This window comes from Xanthomonas vesicatoria ATCC 35937, from assembly GCF_001908725.1.
In the GTDB taxonomy this organism is placed as follows: Bacteria; Pseudomonadota; Gammaproteobacteria; order Xanthomonadales; family Xanthomonadaceae; genus Xanthomonas; species Xanthomonas vesicatoria.
Genome location: NZ_CP018725.1, coordinates 1368752 through 1392871, shown reverse-complemented (window position 1 = coordinate 1392871; position 24120 = coordinate 1368752). Strand labels below are relative to the sequence as shown.

General features: G+C 63.2%; 19 protein-coding genes, 1 other RNA gene and 1 riboswitch. Of the genes, 7 read left to right on the top strand and 13 right to left on the bottom strand.

Annotation, left to right across the window (positions count from 1 at the left end):
• Positions 1-73 precede the first annotated feature (73 nt).
• Positions 74-469 (top strand): glycine cleavage system protein GcvH, encoded by a 396-nt coding sequence (gene gcvH / locus BJD12_RS06145; RefSeq protein WP_005988581.1) that lies wholly within the window; start codon positions 74-76, stop codon positions 467-469.
• 519 nt (positions 470-988) lie between these two features.
• Here gcvH and BJD12_RS24125 read toward each other — a convergent pair.
• From BJD12_RS24125 to BJD12_RS06130, 3 genes are all read right to left on the bottom strand, one after another.
• Positions 989-1255, bottom strand: a complete 267-nt coding sequence (locus BJD12_RS24125) for a hypothetical protein (protein WP_126936601.1) — start codon at positions 1253-1255, stop codon at positions 989-991.
• A gap of 219 nt (positions 1256-1474) precedes the next feature.
• Positions 1475-1894, bottom strand: a complete 420-nt coding sequence (locus BJD12_RS24900; protein ID WP_050812836.1) for a hypothetical protein — start codon at positions 1892-1894, stop codon at positions 1475-1477.
• 805 nt (positions 1895-2699) lie between these two features.
• The gene (locus BJD12_RS06130; RefSeq protein WP_058564001.1) at positions 2700-4079 is read right to left on the bottom strand and encodes a serine hydrolase domain-containing protein; all 1380 of its coding nucleotides are present in this window, start codon (positions 4077-4079) and stop codon (positions 2700-2702) included.
• 332 nt (positions 4080-4411) lie between these two features.
• Here BJD12_RS06130 and BJD12_RS06125 point away from each other — a divergent pair, with 332 nt between their 5' ends.
• On the top strand, positions 4412-5785 hold the full coding sequence (locus BJD12_RS06125; protein WP_005988571.1) for an NTP/NDP exchange transporter: 1374 nt from the start codon (positions 4412-4414) through the stop codon (positions 5783-5785).
• A gap of 331 nt (positions 5786-6116) precedes the next feature.
• Complete coding sequence (locus BJD12_RS06120; RefSeq protein WP_005988569.1) at positions 6117-6470, top strand: DUF1304 domain-containing protein; 354 nt, start codon at positions 6117-6119, stop codon at positions 6468-6470.
• A gap of 235 nt (positions 6471-6705) precedes the next feature.
• Here BJD12_RS06120 and BJD12_RS06115 read toward each other — a convergent pair whose 3' ends face one another.
• Both BJD12_RS06115 and BJD12_RS06110 read right to left on the bottom strand, forming a co-directional pair.
• A complete protein-coding gene (locus tag BJD12_RS06115; RefSeq protein ID WP_005988567.1) occupies positions 6706-9180 on the bottom strand; it encodes an acyl-CoA dehydrogenase in 2475 nt (824 codons plus the stop codon).
• Positions 9177-10100 carry an alpha/beta fold hydrolase gene (locus BJD12_RS06110; protein ID WP_039423324.1) on the bottom strand — a complete coding sequence of 308 codons (924 nt, stop codon included), beginning with the start codon at positions 10098-10100 and terminating at the stop codon, positions 9177-9179. The genes BJD12_RS06115 and BJD12_RS06110 overlap by 4 nt, the downstream gene beginning before the upstream one ends.
• Before the next feature lie 136 nt (positions 10101-10236).
• Here BJD12_RS06110 and BJD12_RS06105 point away from each other — a divergent pair, with 136 nt between their 5' ends.
• Positions 10237-10845, top strand: coding sequence for a TetR/AcrR family transcriptional regulator (locus BJD12_RS06105; RefSeq protein WP_005988563.1), 609 nt, complete (start codon positions 10237-10239; stop codon positions 10843-10845).
• A gap of 120 nt (positions 10846-10965) precedes the next feature.
• Here BJD12_RS06105 and BJD12_RS06100 read toward each other — a convergent pair whose 3' ends face one another.
• The 3 genes from BJD12_RS06100 to hslO all read right to left on the bottom strand — a co-directional run bounded on the left by BJD12_RS06100 (position 10966) and on the right by hslO (position 15939).
• Positions 10966-13818: a TonB-dependent receptor domain-containing protein gene (locus tag BJD12_RS06100; protein WP_005988561.1), complete on the bottom strand. Its 2853-nt coding sequence runs from the start codon at positions 13816-13818 to the stop codon at positions 10966-10968.
• A 242-nt stretch (positions 13819-14060) separates the two neighbouring features.
• Positions 14061-14897: an XOO1806 family protein gene (locus BJD12_RS06095; protein ID WP_042827624.1), complete on the bottom strand. Its 837-nt coding sequence runs from the start codon at positions 14895-14897 to the stop codon at positions 14061-14063.
• A 151-nt stretch (positions 14898-15048) separates the two neighbouring features.
• Complete coding sequence (hslO, locus tag BJD12_RS06090; RefSeq protein WP_005988556.1) at positions 15049-15939, bottom strand: Hsp33 family molecular chaperone HslO; 891 nt, start codon at positions 15937-15939, stop codon at positions 15049-15051.
• A gap of 75 nt (positions 15940-16014) precedes the next feature.
• Here hslO and mtgA point away from each other — a divergent pair, with 75 nt between their 5' ends.
• From mtgA to BJD12_RS06075, 3 genes are read left to right on the top strand one after another with little or no spacing between them, the layout of a single operon-like run.
• Positions 16015-16752: a monofunctional biosynthetic peptidoglycan transglycosylase gene (gene mtgA, locus BJD12_RS06085; RefSeq protein WP_005988554.1), complete on the top strand. Its 738-nt coding sequence runs from the start codon at positions 16015-16017 to the stop codon at positions 16750-16752.
• 1 nt (position 16753) lies between these two features.
• Positions 16754-17800, top strand: a complete 1047-nt coding sequence (locus tag BJD12_RS06080; protein WP_005988553.1) for a glycosyltransferase family 2 protein — start codon at positions 16754-16756, stop codon at positions 17798-17800.
• Complete coding sequence (locus tag BJD12_RS06075) at positions 17760-18188, top strand: CBS domain-containing protein (RefSeq protein ID WP_042827617.1); 429 nt, start codon at positions 17760-17762, stop codon at positions 18186-18188. The genes BJD12_RS06080 and BJD12_RS06075 overlap by 41 nt, the downstream gene beginning before the upstream one ends.
• A 99-nt stretch (positions 18189-18287) precedes the next feature.
• Here BJD12_RS06075 and BJD12_RS06070 read toward each other — a convergent pair.
• The 5 genes from BJD12_RS06070 to BJD12_RS06050 all read right to left on the bottom strand — a co-directional run bounded on the left by BJD12_RS06070 (position 18288) and on the right by BJD12_RS06050 (position 23768).
• Positions 18288-18360, bottom strand: a non-coding RNA gene (locus tag BJD12_RS06070) — sX9 sRNA.
• Positions 18361-18446: 86 nt separating this feature from the next.
• Positions 18447-20360 carry an AsmA family protein gene (locus BJD12_RS06065; RefSeq protein WP_050812838.1) on the bottom strand — a complete coding sequence of 638 codons (1914 nt, stop codon included), beginning with the start codon at positions 20358-20360 and terminating at the stop codon, positions 18447-18449.
• A 97-nt stretch (positions 20361-20457) separates the two neighbouring features.
• A complete protein-coding gene (gene trhA / locus BJD12_RS06060; protein WP_005988548.1) occupies positions 20458-21102 on the bottom strand; it encodes a PAQR family membrane homeostasis protein TrhA in 645 nt (214 codons plus the stop codon).
• Between the two features lie 73 nt (positions 21103-21175).
• A complete protein-coding gene (locus BJD12_RS06055; RefSeq protein WP_005988546.1) occupies positions 21176-22780 on the bottom strand; it encodes a peptide chain release factor 3 in 1605 nt (534 codons plus the stop codon).
• A gap of 118 nt (positions 22781-22898) precedes the next feature.
• Positions 22899-23768, bottom strand: a complete 870-nt coding sequence (locus BJD12_RS06050; protein ID WP_005988545.1) for a M23 family metallopeptidase — start codon at positions 23766-23768, stop codon at positions 22899-22901.
• Positions 23769-23942: 174 nt separating this feature from the next.
• Positions 23943-24063: riboswitch (SAM riboswitch) on the top strand.
• Positions 24064-24120 lie beyond the last annotated feature (57 nt).

The window sequence follows — 24120 nt, the reverse complement described above, 5'->3', positions numbered from 1 at the left end:
GCGTGCACCTGTCTTGTCGCGCGGTCTAAACTAACAATCTGTCCCCCAACCCCAGTTTCCCCGGAGCACACCCATGAGCGAGATCCCTGGCGACCTCAAGTTCCTCAAATCCCACGAGTGGGCCCGCGTCGAAAGCAGCGGCCGCGTGACCGTCGGTATTTCCGACCACGCGCAGGGCTTGCTGGGCGACCTGGTCTACGTCGAGCTGCCGAGCGTCGGCGACACCGTGCAGGTCGGCAACGGCGCGGCGGTGGTCGAGTCGGTCAAAGCCGCGTCCGATGTCTATAGCCCGGTCAGCGGCACCGTGGTCGAGGTCAACGGCGCGTTGAACGACAAGCCGGAGACCATCAACGAGGACGCTTATGGCGAGGGCTGGATCTTCGTCGTCGAACTCGAAGACAAGGAGCAGCTCAACGACCTGCTGTCGCCCGACGACTATGCCGAGCTGCTGGAAGACGACGACCACTGAGTCTGTCCTCTCTGCTGGAAACCGATGGCCGCTCCCAGAGCGGCCATTTTTTTGGGCGCGCTATCGCCGACGCGGTTTTGGTGCTCGCACAGGATCGTGAGGGGATGGACGATTGCTTGGCATCTGTACGCGCTGACGGTTGCGCACCTGTGAGGCAGTTGGCGATAGCGTGATGCGATGTACGCAGTGACGTCCACGCCCCACTTATCGCCGCAGCATCATCCGCATGCCCTTGCGTCGGATTTCTGACGTGAGTCGCTCGTGAGGATCTGGCGTGTGCTCGGTGAAAAAAATCGATGCGCGCAAGGTGCGTCGACGACCGATCGGCGTCGTGCGACATGCGCTCGGCGATGCGCAAGTGCGCGTGCATCGCGATCAAACGACGCAATAAGTTTGCGCATTTCTGCTTGTGCGACGCCGGAAGTGGAGTTGGCGGATAAAAAATTTTCAGCTGGCGGACAGGCGGCGGACGATGCCGCAACGCGAAGCGCGCCGTCGCAGCGTTATCGCAATCGACGGCTAGCGGATCTGGAGCGTTTTCAAAAAACAGCGCAAAAGAAGTGCTTTTTCGAAAGTGCTGTTAGAGACGCGTGCGCGGAAAGCCTGTGCAACTGCCCTCGCGCGGTGTGCTTGCCGGACCTCGATGGCGAACGTGGCGATGGTCGACTGAAAAAAAATTGCAAAAGAGTGTTGACAGTAAAAAAAAGCGTGATTAGGTTTCGCCCAGCAGACATTGCTGCGAAAGAGAGTGAGCAGAATCGACATCGAGCCGACACGCTTGTTCAAGACGTCCACCGAAGTACGTGCAATGGTGGAGTCGGGTTCGCTTCTCTCCAGAAAAGCAGTTGTCGTTTTGACTAGGCACCCGTGTCGCCGTTCGATGCGGGTGTTTCTGTATCCGTCCCGTCTCGCAATACCTGCGGACGGTACCCGACGACGGCATGCCGGCGCGGGGTTTGGTTCAACTGGGCGTTTCAACTCCATAGTTCACTGACGAGGAGCCAATTACATGGCCACTAAAAAAGCTGCGAAAAAGAAACCCACCGCCAAAAAGGCAGCGAAGAAGACCGCCGCCAAGAAGGCGACCAAGAAGGTCGCTAAGAAGGCAACCGCCAAAAAGGCAGTGAAGAAGACTGCTGCCAAGAAGGCCGTCAAGAAGACTGCAAAGAAGGCAACCGCCAAGAAGGCAGTGAAGAAGACTGCCAAGAAGGCAACCAAGAAGACTGCCGCCAAGAAGGCAGTGAAGAAGACCGCAAAGAAGGCGACCAAGAAGACTGCCGCCAAGAAGGCCGTCAAGAAGACCGCCAAGAAAGCTGCCAAAAAGGCAGTAGCGAAGAAGGCGACCAAGAAGTCCGCCACCAAGAAGTCGGCTACCAAGAAGCCTGCTGTGAAGAAGGTCGCCAAGAAGAAGCCGGCCACTCGCAAGAAGAAGGCCGCTCCGGTCGCGCTGCCCGCAACTCCGGCGCCGCTGATCTGATCTGTAACACCCGATCGCCGTAAAACATCGAGCTCTCTCCCCGACGCCCAGCGGGGAGGGAGCTTTTTTATTGCACGGCGCCGTGGGCCGTGACTACATCCGATGCGGTGCGCGACTGCCTGCCGCCCTTTAGGCGATGTAGAAAAGGCGGGCCGGTCTGGGTTTGGCGCCTTGGCGGCTACGACAACGGCATTGCCCAACCGGTAGTGGCGGTAAAAGATTGCGCGGTGACCGATGGCGACCGATACGCCGCCCACCGCTGATCGCGGTTAAGGCGGGGATGACGGGATGCCTTGCCGATCGATATTGCTATTGCTGAAGGGTTCCCAGTCACCGCCCGGCCAGTCCGGTTCTCGAGCGATCGCTTTCCCGGATGCAAGGACCGGTCGTCGCCGTCGAACTGCCGTACCCGCATCGCAAGTAAGCGACTGCCAGGCGGCTGGGTTCGATGCGTTTTGGCGAAAGGTGTCGTGGTCCCGCAATGAAACCTGCAGCTGCCGCCGCACAGCGCACACATCTCATTGATCTACTGTCAGGCGCCCGTATCCGACCTGGCACCGTAGCGACAACCAGCGAAGTCCCGCCGATCTACCCAGACGAAGGACGAGCGTGCAGCATTGGCCCAGTCGTTCTGCCCGGCAGCTGCCTGTCGCCGCGCGCGATCCAGTTGCACATCCTGCAACCAGAAACGACACAGGCGGCCAAGGCCGCCTGTGTTGATGCATGCACCGAGTCGGTGCCGACGCGTCTAACTCAGCGCGGCGACGCCACCGACTTGCCGGACGACGCACCCTTGCCAGCCGGGTCAGCCTTCTCTGCCAGCATGTTCTCGCTGCCAAAGTCGCCGTCCACATCGATATCCAGCCAACGCTTGGCCGGCAGACCAAGTGCGCGGTCCAGGATGGTCGGCAGCATGCCGGAGGGCAGGCCGCTCTCGCCGTTCCACATGATGGCGATGCCGACATCGCGCTCGGGTAGCAGCGCGACCAGGCCTCGGTAGCCCTGCACTGCACCTGCATGGAAGATCACTTGATGACCGGCGTAGTCAAATACGCGCCAGCCCAGTGCGTAGCTGGCCGCATCCACGCGCTCATGCCGCCAGCCCGAACGCATTTCGCCAGGCGTGGAGATCAATGGCGCGTGCAATGTCGCCAGCAGCGGCGCAGGCAATACATCGGTGCGGTGGCCGGTGTGTGCGAGCAACCACTGCGCCATGTCGCTGGCGCTGGCATTGACGCCGGCAGCAGGGGCAAGACGGTAGTAGGTCGGCTTGGGCGTCAGCGATACCCAACCGTTGCGGCTGCGCACGTGCGGGCGCGCCCAATGCGGGCTGGCCTGGATGCCGGCCAGACCCATGCTGGCATCGTTCATGCCAAGCGGCTTGAAGATGCGTCGCTCCACCGACTGCTCATAGAAACTGCCGGAGGCGGCAAAGACCACGTCACCCACCAGACTGAAAGCGACGTTTTGATACGCGTAGCAATCGCCGGGCGCACACCGCAGCGGCGCGGCAGCCAGCTTGTGGCTCAGTGAGTAATAGTCGACGTTGGATTCGATATCGCGGTCGTAGGCATTACGGGTCAGGCCGACGCGATGACTGAGCACTTCGGCGACGGTGAGCTGGCGGGTGGCGACGTTGTCGCTCAGCTGGAAGCCGGGCACGTAGTCGACCACCTTACTGTCCCAACGCAACACGCCATCGTTGACCAGCAGGCCCGCCATCGTGCCGGCGAAGGCCTTGGACAGCGACGCCAGGCGGAAGACGGTATGCGCATCGACCGGTTGTGGGTGATTGACGTCGGTCACGCCGTAGCCGCGCGCGCTGAGCACCTTGCCGCCCTGCACGATCGCCATCGCCATGCCGGGTACGCGGTTGCCGTAGGTCAACTGATCGGCCATCGATTCGAATGCCGCCACGTCGAAACCTGCGGCCGGCGCCAACACGCTACTGGCCGGCAGCGCGGTGCGATATGGAAGCGGGGCGGTGGGCGACTGCGCAATGGTCGCCGGCTGCAACGCAGAAGCGGTGGGCGCGGGCGTCTGTGCTGTGGAAGAGAGGGCCAGAGGCAATAACGCCCCAAGCAGCCCGATGGCCAACGGACGGAACCGTCGGCGCCTGCGCATTACTGTCATGGTTGTCCCGCCTGTTCCACTGCTTGCAGCGATTCTAGCGCCGCGCTTCGCAATAGCACAAACTGCCGGAAGATGAATGGGCATCATATTGATCCTATTGACGATTTGGGTTCAGAAATCGGGCCCGGGTAGGGGCCATGGCGACTCCAAGTGGAGTGCATGCAAAGAGGATTGCAAGCGCCATGCCGGGCGGCCCACGCGCGCGTCGCAGCGTCCTGTCCCCGCCGCTGGTGGTGCCGCGCCGCATCGGCTAACTTGCGCGCTACTTCGTCAGGTGCTGCCGCTGCCATGTTTTTTCTGTCGGGCTCGTTCGCACGGGCGGTGTTGACGCCATGACCGGCCACTCTGCGCCGCGTTCGGCGGCGGGCCGTCTACGCGCGGCGCTACGTAGCTCGCCACCGCTGGCGTGGTCGTTCCTGTATTTCTTCTGCCTGCTCAGTGGGTACTACGTGCTACGCCCGGTGCGTGAGGCGATGGGTGCATCGTCGGATGTGGCCGCTTTGTTTCCGGCCGGCATGATCGGTTTCTTCACTGCGCACGGCATGCCGCTCAAGGACTTCACCTTGCAGGTGCTGTTCACCTGCACCTTCCTGATCATGCTGTTGCTGCAGCCGGTGTATGGCGCGGTGGTCAGCCGTTATCCGCGGCGCGTGTTCCTGCCGCTGGTCTACGGCTTCTTCATTGCGACCCTGCTGTTGTTCTACGTGCTGTTCGACACCGGCATGCCGGGGCGCGGTATGGCGTTCTTTCTGTGGCTGACGGTCTTCAACCTGTTTGCCGTGGCGGTGTTCTGGAGCTTCATGGCCGATGTCTTCAGCAATGCCGAAGCGCGCAACTACTACGGCTATATCGGCGCGGCCGGCACCCTGGGCGCATTTGTTGGGCCGATCCTCACCCGCAGCCTGGTCGAGCGCATCGGCATTGCGCACCTGATGCTGGTGTCGGCTGGGTTCCTGACGGTCTGTGTGGTCTGCGTGCTGCGTCTGCGCTTGTGGGCGGTGGCACGCGAGCAGGCGCGCCAATTGGATTCCGGCGAGGTGCCGATGGGTGGCGACGTGCTCGGCGGCCTCAAGCTGATCGTGCGCGAGCCGTTGCTGCGTTGGCTGGCGTTGATGACCTTGTTCGGCGTGGGTGTGGGCACCTTGCTCTACAACGAGCAGGCAGCGCTGGTGCGGCGGCTCTATACCGATGCGGCGGCCAGCACGGCGTATTACGCCAGCATCGACCTGGCGGTGAATGCACTCGCGTTGGTGCTGCAATTGCTGGTGACGCGCGCGCTGCTGTCGCGCTTCGGCATCGCACCGGCATTGTTGATCCCGGGGGTGGCCATCACCTTGGGATATGCAGTGCTGGCGGCCTCGCCATTGCCGCTGATGATCGCCATCGTGCAGGTAATCACGCGCTCCAGCGAGTTCGCACTGGCCAAGCCTGCGCGCGAAACCCTATACACGCGGGTCAGCCGCGAATGGCGCTACAAGGCCGGTGCGGCGATCGATACGGTGGTCTATCGCGGCGGCGACCTGAGCTTTGTGTGGATCCACAAGGTGGTGTCGGGCATGGGGTCCACTGCGGTATTCGGTGTCGGTCTGTTGGCGGCGGTCGGCATGACGCTGGGGACGTTCGGCTTGCTGCGCGAGGCACGCAAGTTGCCTGCAGAGCGCGATGGTGTGGCGGACGGGCGCGCAGCGGAATCGCAAGGCAACTAACGCCTTCCGTTTGGGTGTGTTGTGGCTGCGCTTGGCGCCCGCTTGGCGTCCTTGCCTGGACATCCACGGCGCGATGACGCACACAGTGCGTGCGGCCAATCGCTGATGACCTGTGTCGCCTGCATGGCGTCTATCCCGATGCGAGGCGCGCCATCGGCGGTCATCTGACGGCGGTCATCTTATGATGGCCCGCATGCGTTGCCGCTCACCATGCGCCGGCCATTGCCGCGCCGGTCACGGCAGCCTCCTCGCGAAGCGGCGTGCGTCGTGCCGGACAGACGGAACTGTATCGCGGCTATGCTTGCCGTCACGCCCACACGACTTTCTCGCCATGTCCTTGTTCGCAATCATCGCCGGCATCCTTGTCGGCTTGCTGCATGTCTACGTCCTGGTGCTGGAAATGGCGCTGTGGACGCACCCTTTGGGCCTGAAGACCTTCCGCAACACACGGGAGAAGGCCGAGGCAACACGCGTGCTGGCGGCCAACCAGGGCCTCTACAACGGCTTTCTTGCTGCAGGCCTGCTCTGGGGCGCGCTGGCGGCACGTGTCGATGTGCTGAGCTTCTTCCTGGGCTGCGTGGTGGTGGCGGGCTGTTACGGCGCCTATAGCGTCAACCGTCGCATCTTCTTCGTGCAGGCCTTTCCGGCGTTGATCGCACTCGCGTTGGTGTGGCTGCCGCAGTGAGGCAGCGTCGGTAGCAGGTTCGCCACTCCCAGGAACGGGGCTGTCTGCAATATGGCGTCACCGGTCACTGACCACCCGGCATCGCGTGCGGGCCCAGGTCTGCAAGACATCGACTGAGACTTCGCGATCGGCAGTTCAGGGTTGCTGGCAGCCTAGCCGGGTAATGGACGAGACCCACACACAACGACGGCGGGCTAAAAGCCCGCCGTCGTTATAAATCATCCAGAGCTGAGTCTTACGCCGCCTCGCGCGGCTGCTGTACTTGCCGCTTGTCGTAGAAGCTCGCCGCACGCAGCTCGTGCGGATCGAAATCGTCCACGGTGATGGTGTCCATCATGATCTCGCGCAGTTCTTCCAGCAGCTTGCGCTCGTCCAGCGTGATCACGCCCTCGGCCACGGCTTCGTCCAGCTGCGCCGGGAAATCCAGCGCCTCGATGCCCTTGGTCTTGAGTGCCTTGAGGAACTTGCGCTCCACCGGCTCGGCCATCACCGCCTTGGTCAGGTAGCTGGCGATACGGCCGCCCGGGTTGTTGTCGCATGGGGTCAGGAACACGCCCTGGGCCAACCGGTCGCGTGCTTCGTTGGGCGCCATCAGGATCGATGCCACGCGGTGGCCCAGGCGGTCGCCCGGCGCTTCGGCACGACGGCCCAACGGGAAGATCAGCACCCACATCAACCAGCCGACCGGACGGATCGGGAAGTTGCGCAGGGCAGCCGACAGCGCGGTTTCGATCTTGTGCACGCTGTCGTGGAAGGCCCAGGCCAGCAACGGCTGGTCGGTGGCCGGTGCGCCTTCGTCGTGATAGCGCTTGAGCATCGCGCTGGTCATGTAGATGTGGCTCAGCACATCGCCCAGACGCCCTGACAAGGATTCCTTGAACTTCAACTTGCCGCCCAGCATCAGCATCGACACGTCGGCCATCAATGCCAGGTTGGCCGAGTAACGGTCCAGCTTGCGAAAGAAGCGCCGCGTGTAGGCATCGCCCGGCGCCGCACCGATGCGCGCACCGGTCAGGCCAAACCAGAACGAACGCACGGCATTGGAAATACCGAAGCGGATATGCCCGAACAGACTCTGGTCGAACTCCTCCAGACCGCGGCGCGTATCCGGATCCTGCGCCGCCTTCATTTCCTTCATCACCCACGGATGGCACAGGATCGCGCCCTGGCCGAAGATCAGCAGGCTGCGGGTCATGATGTTGGCGCCTTCCACGGTCACGCCGATCGGTGCGGCCTGCCAGGCGCGGCCGGCAAAGTTGCGCGGCCCCAGGATGATGCCCTTGCCGCCAATCACATCCATCATGTCGCTGACCACTTCGCGGCCCATGGTGGTGCAGTGGTACTTGGCGATCGCCGACGGCACCGACGGCACATCGCCACGGTCGACCGCTGCGGCAGTGGCCTGCGCCAGCGCACTGATCGCATACGCCTTGCCGCCGATGCGCGCCAGCGCTTCTTCCACGCCCTCGAAGCGACCGACCGACAGGCCGAACTGCTTACGGATGCGCGCATACGCACCGGTCACCACCGCCGCATACTTGCCGCCGCCGCTGGCAGTGGAGGGCAGGGTGATCGAACGACCCACTGCCAGACACTCGTTGAGCATGTTCCAGCCCTTGCCCACCATCTCCACGCCGCCGATCAATTGGCTCAGCGGGATGAACACTTCTTCGCCATGGATCGGGCCATTTTGGAACGGCGAATTCAACGGGAAATGACGGCGGCCGATTTCCACGCCAGGTGTCTCGCGCGGCAGCAGCGCCAAGGTAATGCCGATGTCCTTCTTGTCGCCGATCAAGCCGTCCGGATCGTACGCACGGAACGCCAGGCCGATCAGCGAGGCGACCGGTGCCAGGGTGATGTAGCGCTTGTCGAAGGTGAGCTTGACGCCGAGCACATTGGCCCCATTCCACTCGCCCTTGCACACGATGCCGTAATCCGGAATCGAGGTCGCGTCCGAGCCGGCGAACGGACCGGTCAGACCGAAACACGGCACCTCTGCACCGACTGCCAGACGCGGTAGGTAATAGTCTTTCTGTTCCGGGGTGCCGTAATGCAGCAACAGCTCACCCGGCCCGAGCGAGTTCGGCACGCCGACGGTGGAACTGACCACACTGGAGATCGAGGACAGCTTCTGGATCACCTTGTGGTGCGCCAGCGCGCTGAAACCCAGGCCGCCGTACTGCTTAGGAATGATCATGCCGAAGAACTTGTTCTTCTTGATGAAGTCCCACAGCTCCGGCGGAAGGTCGGCGTGGACATGGGTGATTTCCCAGTCGTTGACCATCTTGCACAGCTCTTCCACCGGGCCGTCCAGGAACGCCTGCTCTTCGGCGGTCAGCTGCGCCTTGGGGTAATTGAGCAGCTTCTGCCAATCCGGATCACCGGTGAACAGTTCGCCCTCGAAACCGACCGAGCCGGTTTCCAGCGCGATACGCTCGGTCTGCGACAGCGGTGGCAGGACCTTGCGAAAAAACGCCATCAGCGGCGTGGTCAGCAGCGGCTTGCGCAGGAACGGCAACAGCACCGGAGCGGACACCAGCACCACGAGCGCCGCGGCGACGATGGTGGCAGTGAGATTGGCACCCAGCAGCCAGCACGCCACCAGCACACAGGCGCTGATCGCAACCCAGGTGGCAAGGCGCATGCGGTGATAGGCAGCGATACCCGCCGCCAGGATGACGAGGAGGAACGGTGCAACGATGCTCATGGTCTTGCTCCAGTGACATGCTCGGTAATGTTGGACGCTGCGATGGTGCCAACCGGGGGCAGTGCGTCCAGATAATGCAACACGGTTGCGGTAAACGTGGTGTTGTCGTCGCCAGCCAGCATGTGCGTGGCATCGGGCAAATGCACGTGTTGCGCATGCGGGGCGATCGACAGGAATTCGGCGATGTTGTCCGGCGTGACCAGATCGCTGCGCCCGCCGCTGATCAACAGCATCGGACAACGTACCTGTGCTGCGGCTTCCATCAAGGCGTGCTGCTGCAGCTGCGCATCCTGGCCGGCCAGTTCGTCGACCAGGCGCGGATCCCAGTGCCAATGCCAACGGCCATTCGCGCGCTCACGCAGCAATGCTTGTAACTGATGCGTCGTCTTGCGGGGACGATGCGGCAGATAGGCGGCGATTGCATCGGCCGCCGCATCCAGCGAGGCAAATCCATCCGGGTGCGCGGTCATGAAGCGCAGGACGCGTTCCACGCCCGCGGTATCCCATCGCGGCGTGATGTCGACCAACACGATCGCACGGAACAACCCCGGCCAGCGTGCCTCGGCAAGTAACCCGAACAGGCCGCCCATCGAGGCCGCAACCAGGACCGGCGGCTCGGGCTGCTCGCCTGCCAGCACGATCAAGTCGTCGGTGAACTGCGTGGGCGAATAGGGCAGACCGACCGCATTGAAGCTCGAATCGCCATGGCCGCGCGCATCGTACGAAAGTGCGCGGTAGCCGGCCTGCGCCAGCGTGGTTGCCGTCGCTTCCCATGCATGCCGCGTCTGTCCAAACCCATGCGCCAGCACCACCGTCGGTGCGTGCTGCGCACCCCTTACCGACACGGCCAGTTCCATGTCGCCAGCGCTGACGCGCGACAGAGTCCCAATGGGGGCAAGCGTAGAGGGAGAGGTAACCATACCTAATGGTATGGTTACCGCCCGCCTACTGTCAATACTCCCTCGTATGGACAGTTAAGCCGTTGAATCATCGTAGTTGTCTGTCATTTTTGTGATGCATACTGCAACTGACTCAGGCGTATGGTTAAATCGCGCCATGAACGACACCACTGAATCCAGCCCCACCACATCCCGTGCCAGTTCCGGTCGCGGCAACCGCCTCAGTGCGGACGATTGGGCACAGGCCGCGCTGGACCTGATCGCCGAACAGGGCGTAGGCGCCGTCGCTGTCGAGCCACTGGCGCGCCGCCTCGGCGTCACCAAGGGAAGTTTCTACTGGCATTTCCCCTCGCGCGACGCGTTGTTGCAAGCCGCCCTGGAGCGCTGGGAAATCTTCGAACAGAAGGAAGTGTTCGGCAGTCTGGAAGACGTGCCCGACCCGAGCGCCCGCCTGCGCGCGCTATTTCAACTGGTTGCACACGAAGTCACGCCGCACGTGATCTATAGCGAACTGCTCAAGGCACTCGACCACCCGGCCGTGCGCCCGGTCATCGACCGCGTCTCGCAACGTCGCCTCGACTACCTGATCGCCTCGTTTCGCCAGGCCGGCCTGTCACGCACCGACGCCCAGCACCGCGCCCGTCTGGCCTACGCGGCTTATGTCGGCTTCCTGCAGCTCTCGCTGCAGCTGCAGCAACCCAAGCAGGCCCGCGAAGAATTCGAATCCTACGTCGAACATGTGATTCAGACCTTGATTCCTGGGTAATGCCACCCAGAGCGATCGTTGGACGTATCAACGCGAGAGCCAATAAAACCACTAGAAAAAAGCCGCGATTCTTTCGAATCGCGGCTTTTTGTTTGCGTTACAGCGTATGCAACCTGCCTATCAGAACTTCTGGGTGTAGCGCATGTAATAGAAACGACCCGGAATTTCGTACTGCGAGTCGAAGCTATTGGCAAACGCGGTCGCAGCTTGCGGCGGATCGCGGTCGAAAGCGTTGTTCACGCCAACGGTAACGCGAGCATTCCACGGAGCCTTCCAGTAAGCGGCCAGATCGGTGTAGGTCACGCTCGGCACGTGGTTACGCGGAGCGGCGACCGCACCGATGGTACGGTTCGGATCCGAGCACAGCAGCGCGACGTTGGCCGGGGTGGCGACGTTGGCGCCGGTGCAGTTTTCAACCTGCGAGCTGTAGTAACGCATCGAGGCCGAACCGCCGACATCGCCCAATTCCCAGTTGAGCATCAGGTTGGAGCGGATGCGCCAGTTGTTGTCGCGAGCAGAGCCGCCACGGTACAGGCCAACACGGGTTTCCGGATCCTGCAGCGGCTTTTCGACCACGAACTTGCTCATGTAGGTCGAATCCCACACCACGCTAAAGCTGCCCCATGCGGTGTCCGGCAGGCGGTAGCCCACGGTCAGGTCGTAGCCTTCGGCTTCGATCCTGGCGATGTTGTTGGGCACTGCGAGCAGGTTCGATACTTCACCAGTCGGTTCGCGCTGAATCAGCGAGCAGGCGTTGGTGATGCCGGCCAGGTAGCAGCTGTCCAGGGTCTCCTGCACGGTCTGCGTATCGATGGCATCTTCGATCTCAATGTTCCACCAGTCGAGCGAGACATCCAGACCAGTCACCCAACCCGGGCTGTAGACGAAGCCCAAGGTCTTGGACGTCGAGGTTTCCGGCTGCAGGTTCGGGTTGCCGCCGGTGGCGGTACGCACCTGCGGGTTGGCCTGAGCGTAGGCAGGCACTGCGCCGCACGAGCCCGGGCGGGTGCCGTTGACGGAGCCGTCGCTGAACGAGCCTGCGCACGGGTCGCGCACGTCTTCGAACGTATCGCTCACACCCTGGAACAGCTCATTGATCGACGGGGCACGGAAGCCCTGCGACCAGTTACCACGGATCATCAGGTCCGTGATCGGCTTCCAGCGGAAACCGAACTTGCTGTTGGTGGTGTCGCCGAAGTTGCTGTAATCCGAATAACGCGTGGCCAGGCTGAAGTCGAGCAACTGGGCGCCCGGCAGGTCAGCCAGCAGCGGCACGGCGAGTTCGAGGTAAGCTTCGTCCAGCTTGTAGCCGCCGTTGGTGGCGGTACGCGCATTTCCGGTGGTATCGCCAGAGTTGATCAGCGCGTCCGGATCGTCAAAGCCCGACTCTTCGCGGTGTTCAGCGCCCAAGGAGAATGCAAACGCGCCCCCCTGCAGATCGAACAGTTCGCCGCCGATGTTGCCGAAGTAAGTCTTCTGCTCATATCCGTACAGGTCATGTGCATTGAAACCGGCGTAGCTCAGCATTTCCGGGGTCAACGAACCCGGGCCGCTCAGCATGTTCATCGGGACGCAGCCGTCGATGGTGCTGGCAGCGGTGCCGCAACGTGCAACGCCGCCTGCGTCAACGAAGGACGGGCCAAGTGCATTGCGTAGCGCAGAAATGTTGAACAGACCCGTGGTGCGATCGGTCTGGTCGTTCTTGCCGTAGAACATACCGGCTTCCCAGCTGAAGAAGCGCTGGCCAACTTCGAAGTCACCCTCGAATGCGCCGCTGAAACCGAACGTCTTGACGTTCTGAGTGAAAATGCGGCCGCCGGTCTCTTCAGCACGGTACTGGATGTAGTCGATATCGCGGCCAGTGTTGTTATAGATGTTGCTGGCAGAGATGACGATGTCTGCACCATTGGTGCCAGGTGCGGAGCGACCCAGCACGACCGGCATCGGCGCGAGGATCTGGCTCGATTCACGCTCGTTGTAGGTGACCGTGGTCTTGAAGCGCACGTTGTCGGTGATCGACAGGCCGGCGTCGGCAAACACCGACTTACGTTCCTGCGGGGTCACCAGATAGTTGGCTGGCGCGAAGTTGTAGCTGTCGGCAGCCGTGTAATTGCGCGAGGTCGTACCACCGTTGTTGGTGATGGAGAACCCAGGCGTTCCATTGAAACGCGTTGCGCCGAATGTCGGAGCGCCGGTGGTGGGATCGGTGCCAGTCGGTCCAAAGATGCCGAAACGCCCGCCCGGAATCGTGGTGCTGTTGCCGGTGCCGGCAACGGCGCCGAAGACCGGCACTGCGGAAATCTCGCGATCGCCCGACCACACCGGCTCTTCCTTGACATAGCCAACACCCAACGTGGCGTGCCAACGATCGCCGGTCGAGCCGATGGTGAAGTCGTAGGACTCGCGGCTGCCATCACCCTTGTCGTACTGGCCGAAATAAGCATTCGCTTCGGCGCCATCGAAGTTCTGGCGCAGAATGATGTTGACCACGCCGGAGATGGCGTCGGAGCCGTAGATCGTGGAGGCGCCGTCCTTCAGGACTTCGATGCGCTCGACGGCTGCAGTCGGAATCGTGTTGAGGTCGACTGCGCCGCCCAGGCCCGTACCGCCGACCCAACGACGACCATTAACCAGCACCAGGGTGCGGTTGGAACCGAGGTTACGCAGGTTGACGCGTGTTTCGCCGTTGCCGCCATTGTTGACGTTGCTGTTGAGCGCCGAACCACCCGAGCTGATGTTCTGGATCACGTCGCCAATCGAGGTCAGACCCTGCGATTCGATCTGCTGACGGCTCATGCTGAAGACCGGCTGCGATGTTTCGACGTCGGCGCGCTTGATGCGTGAGCCGGTCACTTCGATCTTGTCAAGGTTAGTGGTGCCGGCTTCCTGAGCGATGGCGGTACCGGTACCGCCCACACCCACGACAAGCGCGAGGACAACTGCATCGCGCAGCTTGTTGGACTTGCAATTCATTAGCTCTCTCTCCAAGTGATCTTGGGTACTGCCAAGGGTTGTTTGCCTGTCGGGGGTTCCGAAGAAGCGGATCCAAAACGTCAGGGTGAACCGATGGTATATGCGTTGCGCCAGGAATTAAAGTCCCGTTAACGAAAAAGAAGGAAGTCGTGAAAAAGTGCCGTTTCAGGCGTTCCTGAACGAAAAACGCCACCGATTATGTGATCGGTGGCGTTCTTGGAATTTCGTTTCAGGTCAGGTGCTTACAGGTCTTGCTCATACCTGACATAAGGGATTGTGCCGTCACTGTTGCTCTCGTTGTTTGGAGCAAACGGGTTCTTGCCGCGGGAGATGACGTTCTCCGCGCCGACTGTCAACTGGCCGCTCCAGGGAGTGCGCCAAGTCAGGCCGAGGCCCAGGCCTTCCCATTTTTCCGGCTGGCCGGGGACATCGACAACGCGGCCGATGACATTGGCGCTGAAGGCACCGTAGCCGCCGCCGACACTAAGGGTTTTGCTGTCCCACTGGTCGGCGATTGCCGGAGAGACATCTGCGAGCGGGACTAGGCGCGCGCGCGCATAGGTTCCGCCAATTGACACAAAGCCTTCGCGGCCGATGTTTTTCTGACCGAAGACAGTCAGATCGTTTTGCTCGACGCGGGTCAGCGGTGCCTTGCCGGCACCGATCAGCCAGGCTGGCAGGGTATCGCGACCGGCACCAGCGGTGACGCCGACGCGGGCATTGCCACGATTGAAGCCCAACGTGCCGGAGACGCGACGGGATGCGGCGGCGCTGTCCTCTTCGTCGTCGCCGATGCCGGCCAGCAGGCAGTGACTGGCGAGGCCGCTGATGTTGGTGCCGCGGCTGCTGTTGCAGAGCAGGCCCAGCGAATCACCCGACGTCAGGCCGAACGCGGCATCCAGCGAATTGCGGCCGAAATGCCAGCGTGCGCCAGCCTTCTGCTCACCGGTGGGCTCCAGGTACAGAAAGGCCTCCACCTTGCCGCTGCCCTTGTTCCACACCGGCAGGATGGTGCTCTCGCGCAGCTGCTGTGATGCCGATTGCGCATGCACGCCCGCAGTCGCCGCAAGGGCAACCAGCAAAGCGAGCGGAAGGCGCAAAAGATGTCGCATACCAGAGTTCAGACCCAGGGGCAGTTGTTAAGTTCCCGAGAGCGGGCGATGAGAATGCTAGGGTGTTTATGATTATTTAACAAGTAGTCACGCTCCCCGGAACGCACCCTGATGCTATCTATTGCAACCGTTCCGGCGCTTGCTGAGACGGCTGCGCCGTGCTGAAAAGTACGGTCAACTCAGTCAACGGAAAGTGATACTCGCGGCCGCAGAACTCGCACCGCACCTCCACCTCGCCGGTCTCTTCGGCGGCTGCGCGGGCCTCTTCTTCGCCCAGCGATTGCAGCATCGAGGCAACCCGCTCGCGTGAGCAAGAGCACCCGAAGCTCAACGGTTTGCCGCCCAGCAGCTGCGGGTCTTCTTCGTGGAACAGGCGGTGCAGCAGGTCTTCGCCGGCCACCGACAACAGCTCGGGCGCGCCGAGGGTGTCGAACAGGGCGCCGATGCGGGTCCAGCCGTCGTTGTCGCCTTCGTCGCCAGGCAGTTTCTGCAGCAGCAGGCCGGCAGCCTGATCCGGGCCGGCCGCCAGCAACAGGCGGGTCGGCAGCTGCTCGGACTGCTGGAAATAGGTTTCGAAGGCTTCGGCCAAATCCGGAGCCTGCATGCCGACCAGGCTCTGGTAGCGCTGTGGTTCGCGCGGGTCCAGACCGGGGTTTTCGATGGTGATCGCTAGCAGCGCGGCTTCGCCGAGCTCGCGCAGGTCGGTGGGCGCGTCGGCGCCCTCGGCCAGTTGCACGATGCCGCGCAAGGTGCCCGCGGCCGTGCATTCGGCAAACAGGGTGCGCAGGGTCTCGTTGCCGCGCAATTGCACCGATAGACGTCCGTCGACCTTGGTATGGCCGGTGAACAGCGCGGCCGCCACGGCCGCTTCGCCCAGCAGCTGGCGTGCGGCAGGCGGATATTCGGCTGCGCCCTGAACGTCGTGCCAGGCCTTGGTCAGACGTACGTGGACACCGCGGACACCGGCGGCAGGCAGCAGGAAACGGGAAAGCTGATCGTGATCGGTCATGGAGACATCGGACGTAAGGGACGCTGGTTGCCGGATAATGCGGCAGGCATCGGGATCGAAGGGCGAAGCGAACTAATGGGGACGGATGCATGGGATGGCAAGCAGGTGGGGTCACCGCGGCGCAGGCACTGGCTGCGTTGGATTCTCGCAGCGCCGCTGCTGTTCGCCGCAGCGAGTGTGCTGCAGGTGCTGGTGCTGCGGGTGGTCGATCCGCCGATCAGCAGCATGATGGTCGGGCGCTATCTGGAGGCCTGGGGCGAGGGGGACGGGAGCTTTTCGCTGCATCAGCAGTGGCGCGATTACGATCAGATCGCCGCCAGCCTTCCGATTTCGGTGGTCGCTGCCGAAGATCAGCAGTTTCCGATGCACCACGGGTTTGACCTGCAGGCCATCGAAAAAGCGCGCGACCACAATGCACGCGGCGGGCGCGTGCGCGGGGCCAGCACGATCAGCCAGCAGGTCGCCAAGAACGTCTTTCTGTGGCAGGGCCGCAGCTGGGTGCGCAAGGGCCTGGAGGCCTGGTACACCGTGTTGATCGAGCTGTTCTGGCCCAAGCAGCGCATTCTGGAGATGTACCTCAACGTGGCCGAGTTTGGTGACGGCGTCTACGGCGCGCAGGCGGCTGCGCGGCAGTTCTGGGGGAAGGATGCGGCGGGCCTGTCGCCGGCCGAATCGGCGCGTCTGGCCGCCGTCCTGCCCTCCCCACGTCGTTACGATGCGCGCCGGCCGGGCGCTTACGTGCAGCGACGCACCGCCTGGATCCAGCGGCAGGCGCGTCAGCTGGGCGGTGCCGCGTATCTGCAGGCACCGTGAGGTGAGCATCATCGACACTGCCCAGTTGCCGGCCTCCACCGAACGCCTCACGGTGGTCATTGCTGCCTTCAACGAAGAAACCAGTATTCCGCTGTTGCATCCGCGCCTGTCTGCGGTGCTGGCGGACTTGCATGGGTTACAGACGCGTGTGTTGTACGTCGACGACGGCAGCACCGACGGCACGTGGGATGTTCTGCAGGCGCTGGTGCAGCACGATGCGCAGGTCAGCGCGATGCGGTTGTCGCGCAATTTTGGCAAGGAAGTAGCGGTGTCGGCAGGTCTGGATCATGTGCTGCCGGGTGCGGTGGTGCTGCTTGATGCTGACGGCCAGGATCCGCCGGAACTGATTCCCGAGTTCGTCGCTCTGTGGCGCGCGGGCTACGACAATATCTTTGGGACGCGCATCTTTCGTGAGGGCGAGAGCTGGCTCAAGCGCGGCGCCGCGCACGCGTTTTATCGGGTAATTCGGCGTTTGTCGCGCACGCCGATTCCAGCCGATACCGGCGATTTCCGATTGCTCTCACCACGCGTCGTGCAGGCCTTGCAGCAGCTGCGCGAACGCCACCGTTTCATGAAGGGACTATTCGGGTGGGTGGGATTTCGTCAGCTGGCAGTGCCGTACCGACGCGCGCCACGCTTGTCCGGGGATAGCAAGTTCACCGTTTGGCGGCTCTGGAATTTTGCGTTGGATGGCATCACCAGCTTTTCCACGGTGCCACTGCGCGCTGCCACCTACCTGGGCCTGATGACGGCGCTGGTGGCATTTGTGTTCGGCGTCTGGGTGGTGGTCAAGGCGGCGCTGATTGGCGATCCGGTGGCTGGCTGGCCGACCATGATGTCGGTGATCCTGTTTCTGGGCGGCATCCAGTTGATTGCACTCGGATTGATCGGCGAGTACCTGGGCCGCTTGTATGACGAGGCCAAGCAGCGCCCGCTGTACCTGGTCGATACCCTTCGCGGCGCGGTGGGAGTAGTCTGCGACGACCAGACCAAGCGCGGAGCGGGCCATGCAGACCGTACGACAGCTGTTGGGGACCAAACAGGTTGAGGTATTCGCAGTTGCGGCCGATGCTGCAGTGATCGAGGCAATCCGGCTGATGGCCGAGAGGGGCATTGGTGCGGTACTGGTGATGGACGGGGAGCGGCTCGTCGGCATCGTGTCCGAGCGCGACTACGCGCGCAAAGTAGTGCTGCGCGATCGCTCGTCGGCCACCACCAGCGTGGCGGAAATCATGAGCTCGCAAGTGGTGACCGTATCGCCGTCGGAGACCGTGGAGCGCTGCATGCAGTTGATGACGGACGGCCGTTTCCGCCACCTTCCGGTGGTCGAAAACGGCCGCGTGCAAAGCGTCATCTCGATCGGCGATCTGGTCAAGGCGGTGATCGAGGCTCAGCAGCAGGATATTGACCAATTGCAGCGCTATATCGCCAGTTGAGCGGTTTTCCGGCCAACGGTTGCTGGCGGGGTGTCGCTCTGCCGGCTGGCTGTTCGTGCAACTGCTGTCACCCATGCACGTCGAGGGCGACCTTGGGCCGGCTACCAAAAACTGAGTGGGCTGTCGTCGGGTGTGCGGACGGCGCGCAGGCCGGTGTGTACGGGTGGTACATGAGCAATCCCGCACCGACCCGCGCCCGCTGGAGGATGCATCGTAGTTTTTGTCAGCTGCGCTGAGCGTTACTCGGCGGCGGCGCGGTCACTGCGCGTACTTGCCACCGCAGTCGCTGTCCTTGCCGGGGCCGGGTTCGAACGTGGCAAGCAGCGCTGCGGGTGGCGCGATGGTGCCCAGGGCAACGGCAATGGCGCCGCGCAGGCCGAGTGCCTTGAAATCCGGGCGGAAGGACGGATCCTTGAAGGTGCCGCCAATCCGCAATGGCGAACGCAGGCTCAGGATGCTGCGATCCTTCGGGCGTGGACGAAGCAGCAGATCGAGCGTTTCGTTTTTGAGGCTGATGTTGCCTTCGCCGACGATGATGGTGTCGGTACTGTCGAAGGCCAGTGCGCGTGATTGCATCAGGCCATCCTGCACGCCAAAGTCGCCGAAGATGCAGCGCACCGGGATCTGGCGGTCCTTGGTGACCAGATATTTCAGCGATTCGGCAATGTCCAGGCCGGCCAGTTCCATGATCAGGTTGCCCACGTGACCGCGGCCCATGCCGACACCGATCGAGCCGTCCGCGGTGCCGAGCATTGCGGCGATCGAATTGCCGCGGCCACGCAGATCCAGTTCGCCGCCGATCGCGCCTGATGCCTGCTTGGCGAGGGTGGCGTCTGGAAAGAGCCGATCCAGCCGGATGCCGCGGATGCCTGCTTTCAGCTGCGTAACGATAACGGGGTTGCGCGCATCCATGCGGATGGTCGAACGGATGTCTCCACCGGCCACGCCGAAATTCAGCGGGTCCAGTTGCAGCAGGCCGTCCTTCAACTTCAGCGTTGCATCCATGTCGTCGAGTGGCCAGGACGGTGCATTGATGCGCTGCGCGCGCCAACGCACCTGTGCATCCATCGCGCGTAGTTTGGACAGGTCGTAGGGCGTGGTCGGCAGGATGCGCGCGCTTGCGGCAAGTTGTGCTGCCTGCTTTTTCTGCTCCGCATTGGCCGACTCGTCGGTGCCGGTCTTGGGTGGCGCGCCGACAAACCCAGCCAGGTCGTCGAAATCGAGCCGCTTGGATGCCAGGTCCGCACGCAGCAACGGGCGCTTGTTGCGCAGGTCCACCTCGGCCGTGCCGGACAGATCGCTGTCGCCGGCGGTGCCGGTAAACCTCTCGTAGCGCCAGACATCGCCATCGCGGCGTAGCCGGCCATCGAGCGTGTACGGTGGCGTCGATGGCATGGCGACGCCGGTCAGCGGGTACAGGTCTTCCATGTCCTGGCCACTAAGTGCCATCTGCAGATCGAAGACGCGGAACTGAAACGGGTTGGTCAGCGTGCCCCGCACATGCGTGCGGGTGGCGCCGGCACTACCGCGCAGATCGATACGGAACGGGTGTTCGCTCTGGCTCAACTCAAGCGGCGAGGCGGTGTCGCCTTTCAGCGTGAAGGGATAGCCCTTCCAGCGGCCCTTGCCGTCGATGCCGATCGGCGCTGCACGTTGATCGCTACGCGGAGGCGCCAGGCTGTTGATGGCGACATCGATATCCGAGCGCGAGGCGTCGTCGATGTATTGCAGCCGGCCCTTGGTGACCAGTAGTCGGCCGAGCCGCGGCATGCTGCCATCGCTATTCCGATCATCGAACACCCAGTTGCCCGGATGCGTGTCGTTGCCCGCTTCCAGCAGGACGCTGGGCTGCTCTAGGCGGATTTCCGGCAGCCGCACCTTGCCGCGTAGCAGGGGCCACAGCTCAACATCGATCTCGGCAGCGTTCATTTCTGCCATTGCGCCGCGCTTGGACCACGTTGCGTTGCCCAACTGCAGGCGCTCGCCGCGAACGGTGGTGGTGCGGCCCAGGTCCACGTGCAGATGCCCCAGATGGAAATCGCGGCCGGTCTTGGCGCTGACGATGCGCTCGACCGGGCCGCGTAGCCAGTTCCAGTCGAATAGCAGCACGAAGACCACCAGGATGGCGGCAACACTGCCAAGCCCGATCAGCCAGCGTCGACGACGAGGCATACCGGAGGCGTGGGGATCGGCGGCACGGGTCACGTTGTTCACGTGCGCATGGTTGGCGATGTGTCGTGCACGGCGCGCGAACACGCCGACGAGGCGGTCATACCACTTGTTCGATCACCGCAACGAAGTGGCAGGCGCTACCGGCCAATACGAACAGATGCCAGATTGCGTGGAAATAGCGTTGGGTGTCGCGTTGGTAAAAATACGTGCCCAGGGTATAGAACAGCCCTCCCGCCAGTAGCCAGCACAGAGACCAGGTATCGACCGAGCGCAGCAGCGGCTGGATCGCCACGATGATCAACCAACCCATGGCCAGGTAAAGGACCGTCGACAGCAAGCGAAAACGGCCGGTGAAGAACAGCTTGAAGATCACCCCGGCGGCGGCGATCGTCCAGATGGCGGCAAATAATCCCCAGCCCCACGTACCACGCAGGTTGATCAGCGTAAATGGCGTGTAGGTGCCGGCGATCAACAGATAGATCGCGCAATGATCCAGCACCTGCAGGCGCGCCTTGGCGCCAGGATGCGGGATGGCGTGGAACAGCGTGGAGGCGACGTAAAGCAATACCAACGTGGCACTGAACACGATGGAGGTAGCCAATTGCCAGCCATCACCATAGATGGCGGCCAGCGTAATCAGCACCGAACCACCGGCCAGGGCAGCAATGGCACCCAGGCCGTGGGTCACGGCACTGGCGATTTCGTCGCGCAGGTCGGTCGAGGGGGAGGCGTCTGCGTTCATTCCAAAAAGGTACCGCAACTGCACGCCAATCGCATCGCCGGCCGCTGCGCTCTCTTGTCGATCCTGGCCGTTCTCAGTCGATGGCCTTGGCGTGCGCATGTTCGCGCGTCGCCGAGAAGCGCACGTCCGGCGCACGTTCCTGCGCCAGCTGCAGGTTGACGCGCGTGGGGGCGAGATAGACCAGCTGGCCGGCCGCATCGATGCCCAGATTGCCGGCGTTCTTTTCGCGGAATTCCTCCAGCTTCTTGGCGTTGTCGCAATGTACCCAGCGTGCGGTGGTGACGCTGACCGGCTCGAAGATGGCATCCACGCCGTATTCGTCCTTGAGCCGGTAGGCCACCACGTCGAACTGCAGCACGCCCACGGCGCCCAGGATCAGGTCGTTGCTCATCAATGGGCGGAAGAACTGCGTGGCGCCCTCCTCGGACAGCTGCGCCAGGCCCTTTTGCAGTTGCTTGAGCTTGAGCGGGTCGCGCAGGCGCGCGCGGCGGAACAGCTCCGGTGCGAAGTTGGGAATGCCGGTGAACGACAGCGATTCGCCTTCGGTGAAGGTGTCGCCGATCGAAATGGTGCCGTGGTTGTGGATGCCGATGACATCGCCCGGCCAGGCTTCGGCGGCGATCTCGCGGTCGCTTGCCATGAAGGTCAGCGCGTTGGCGAGCTTGAGGTCCTTGCCGCTGCGCACGTGCAGCGCCTTCATGCCGGCGGTGAACTTGCCCGAGCACACCCGCATGAACGCCACGCGGTCGCGATGCTGCGGGTCCATGTTGGCCTGGATCTTGAACACGAAGCCGCTGAGCTTGGCCTCGGTGGCCTCGACGCGGCGGCCGGTGGTGTCGCGCGCCTGCGGCGGCGGTGCGTGCTCGATGAAGAAATCCAGCAGGGGCTGCACGCCGAAGTTGTTGACGCCGGAGCCGAAGAACACCGGTGTCTGCCGGCCTGCGCGGTAGGCGTCCACATCGAAGGCGTTGCTGGCGCCTTGCACCAGTTCCAGCTCGTCGCGCAACTCGGCCAGCATCTGCTCGCCGATCTTTTCTGCCAGGCCGGGTGCGTCCAGCGACGGGAAGATGGTCGAATCCTGGCGGGTGAAGTTGCGGCCCTGTTCGTACAGGTGCACCTCGCCGGTGATCAGATGCACCACGCCCTTCAAACGCTGGCCCATGCCGATCGGCCAGGTGACCGGAGCGCACTGGATGCCGAGTATGGTTTCCACTTCATCCAGCAGATCAATCGGGTTCTTGCCCTCGCGATCTAGCTTGTTGATGAAGGTCATGATGGGGGTGTCGCGCAGGCGACAGACTTCCATCAGTTTGATGGTGCGTTCTTCCACGCCCTTGGCCACGTCGATCACCATCAGCGCCGAGTCCACCGCGGTGAGTACGCGATAGGTGTCCTCGCCGAAGTCGGCATGGCCGGGGGTGTCGAGCAGGTTGATCACCTTGCCCTCGTACGGGAATTGCATCACCGAGGAAGTCACCGAGATGCCGCGCTCTTTTTCCAACGCCATCCAGTCCGAGGTGGCATGACGGGCGGCCTTGCGGCCCTTCACCGAGCCGGCCATCTGGATCGCACCGCCGAACAGCAGCAGCTTCTCCGTCAACGTGGTCTTGCCCGCATCGGGGTGGGAAATGATGGCGAAGGTGCGGCGGCGCGCGGCTTCGTTGGAGACTTCGGACATGGGCAGGTCGCGCCCGGTCGGACGCCTGTGGAAACTGAGGAAGCCGGTGATTATAGCGGCTTCGACGCAGCGGGCCCTTGCCGGCCGGCTGTCGGGTGGCATCGGGCCGCCAGGCGCGTTACGGGGCCGGGGAGGGGAAGTGCAGCTCGCCCTGCGGGCCCAGCATTCGAAACGGCACAGACACCAGCTGCAGATCGGCATTGCGCTGCACCGAAAAATGCAGGTGCGCGGCGGTGCTGTAGCCGGTATTGCCGGAGGCGCCCAGCCGCTCGCCGGTGCCGACCCGCTGGCCGGCGCGCACCGCCACGCCATGCGGGGCCAGATGGGCGTAAAGCGCCATACTGCCGTCGGCATGCAGCACGCGCACCAGATTGCCGCCGCCGGCGCCGGGGTCGTCGGCGCTGCTATCGGCGACGTCCTGGCGTATCTCCATGACTAGACCTTCGCGCGCCGCCAACACCGGCGTGCCCTCGGGCAAGGCGAAGTCCACCGCATACCAGTTGGGCAGATCGGCATGGCTGAACTGGCCGCCGAAGCCCTGATCCACCTGCACCGGCGCATCGCGGAACGGTAGCTGATAGCGCACTGGCTGCGGCTGCGGCTGCGCCCGCGGATCGCCGGGCACCACGTCGAGTTTGAGTCCCAGTCCGCCTAGCGTGCGCTGGTTGCTTGCCGGGTAAAGCCGCGCCAGCAAGCGACGCTCGTGCGCAGCCAGCAGCAGCGTGAGCGGCAGCTGCGGCACGGCGCGGTAATCCTCGCTGGCCGGGGCGCTGAGCCGGACCTGCGCGGGCCCGGCCAGTAGATTGGTGACCCACGCCAGATAGACCGGCGCCTGCCACTCCAGTTGCAGGGCCGGGCCGGTGCCGGTTGAGGCAATGGCTGCCTGCGCTGGCGTGGTGGCAGGGGAGGCGGGTGCCGCGCCGTTCCAATGCCAGCGTTGTTGCGCAGCGGCAGGCGGCGTTGCTGCCAGCAGAGCAGCGACCAACACTGGAACACCTGCGGGGAAAAAAGGGCGGAAGACGCGGTGGTGCACGCGATGGGCTTGAGCGAACGGGGGCGCAAGTATGCGTTGCATTACGGTGGCCGGTGGTATCGGATGAAAACATATCTCTCCATCCGTATGAAGCGATTGACATCGTAAAAAGGCAGTGGCATCTTAGCCTCACCATCGAGACCGGCGGAGGGACAGGCCCTTTGATGCCGGGGCAGCCAGCGGAGCACGCAAGTGCCCGCGTTTGGTGCCAAATCCTGCGGGGACCTCCGCGTCCGCCGAAAGATGGTTCGAATCGTGCCTTGCGCACGTCGAACGCGAGCTCCCGCGAAGCTCGATGGCCGATCCA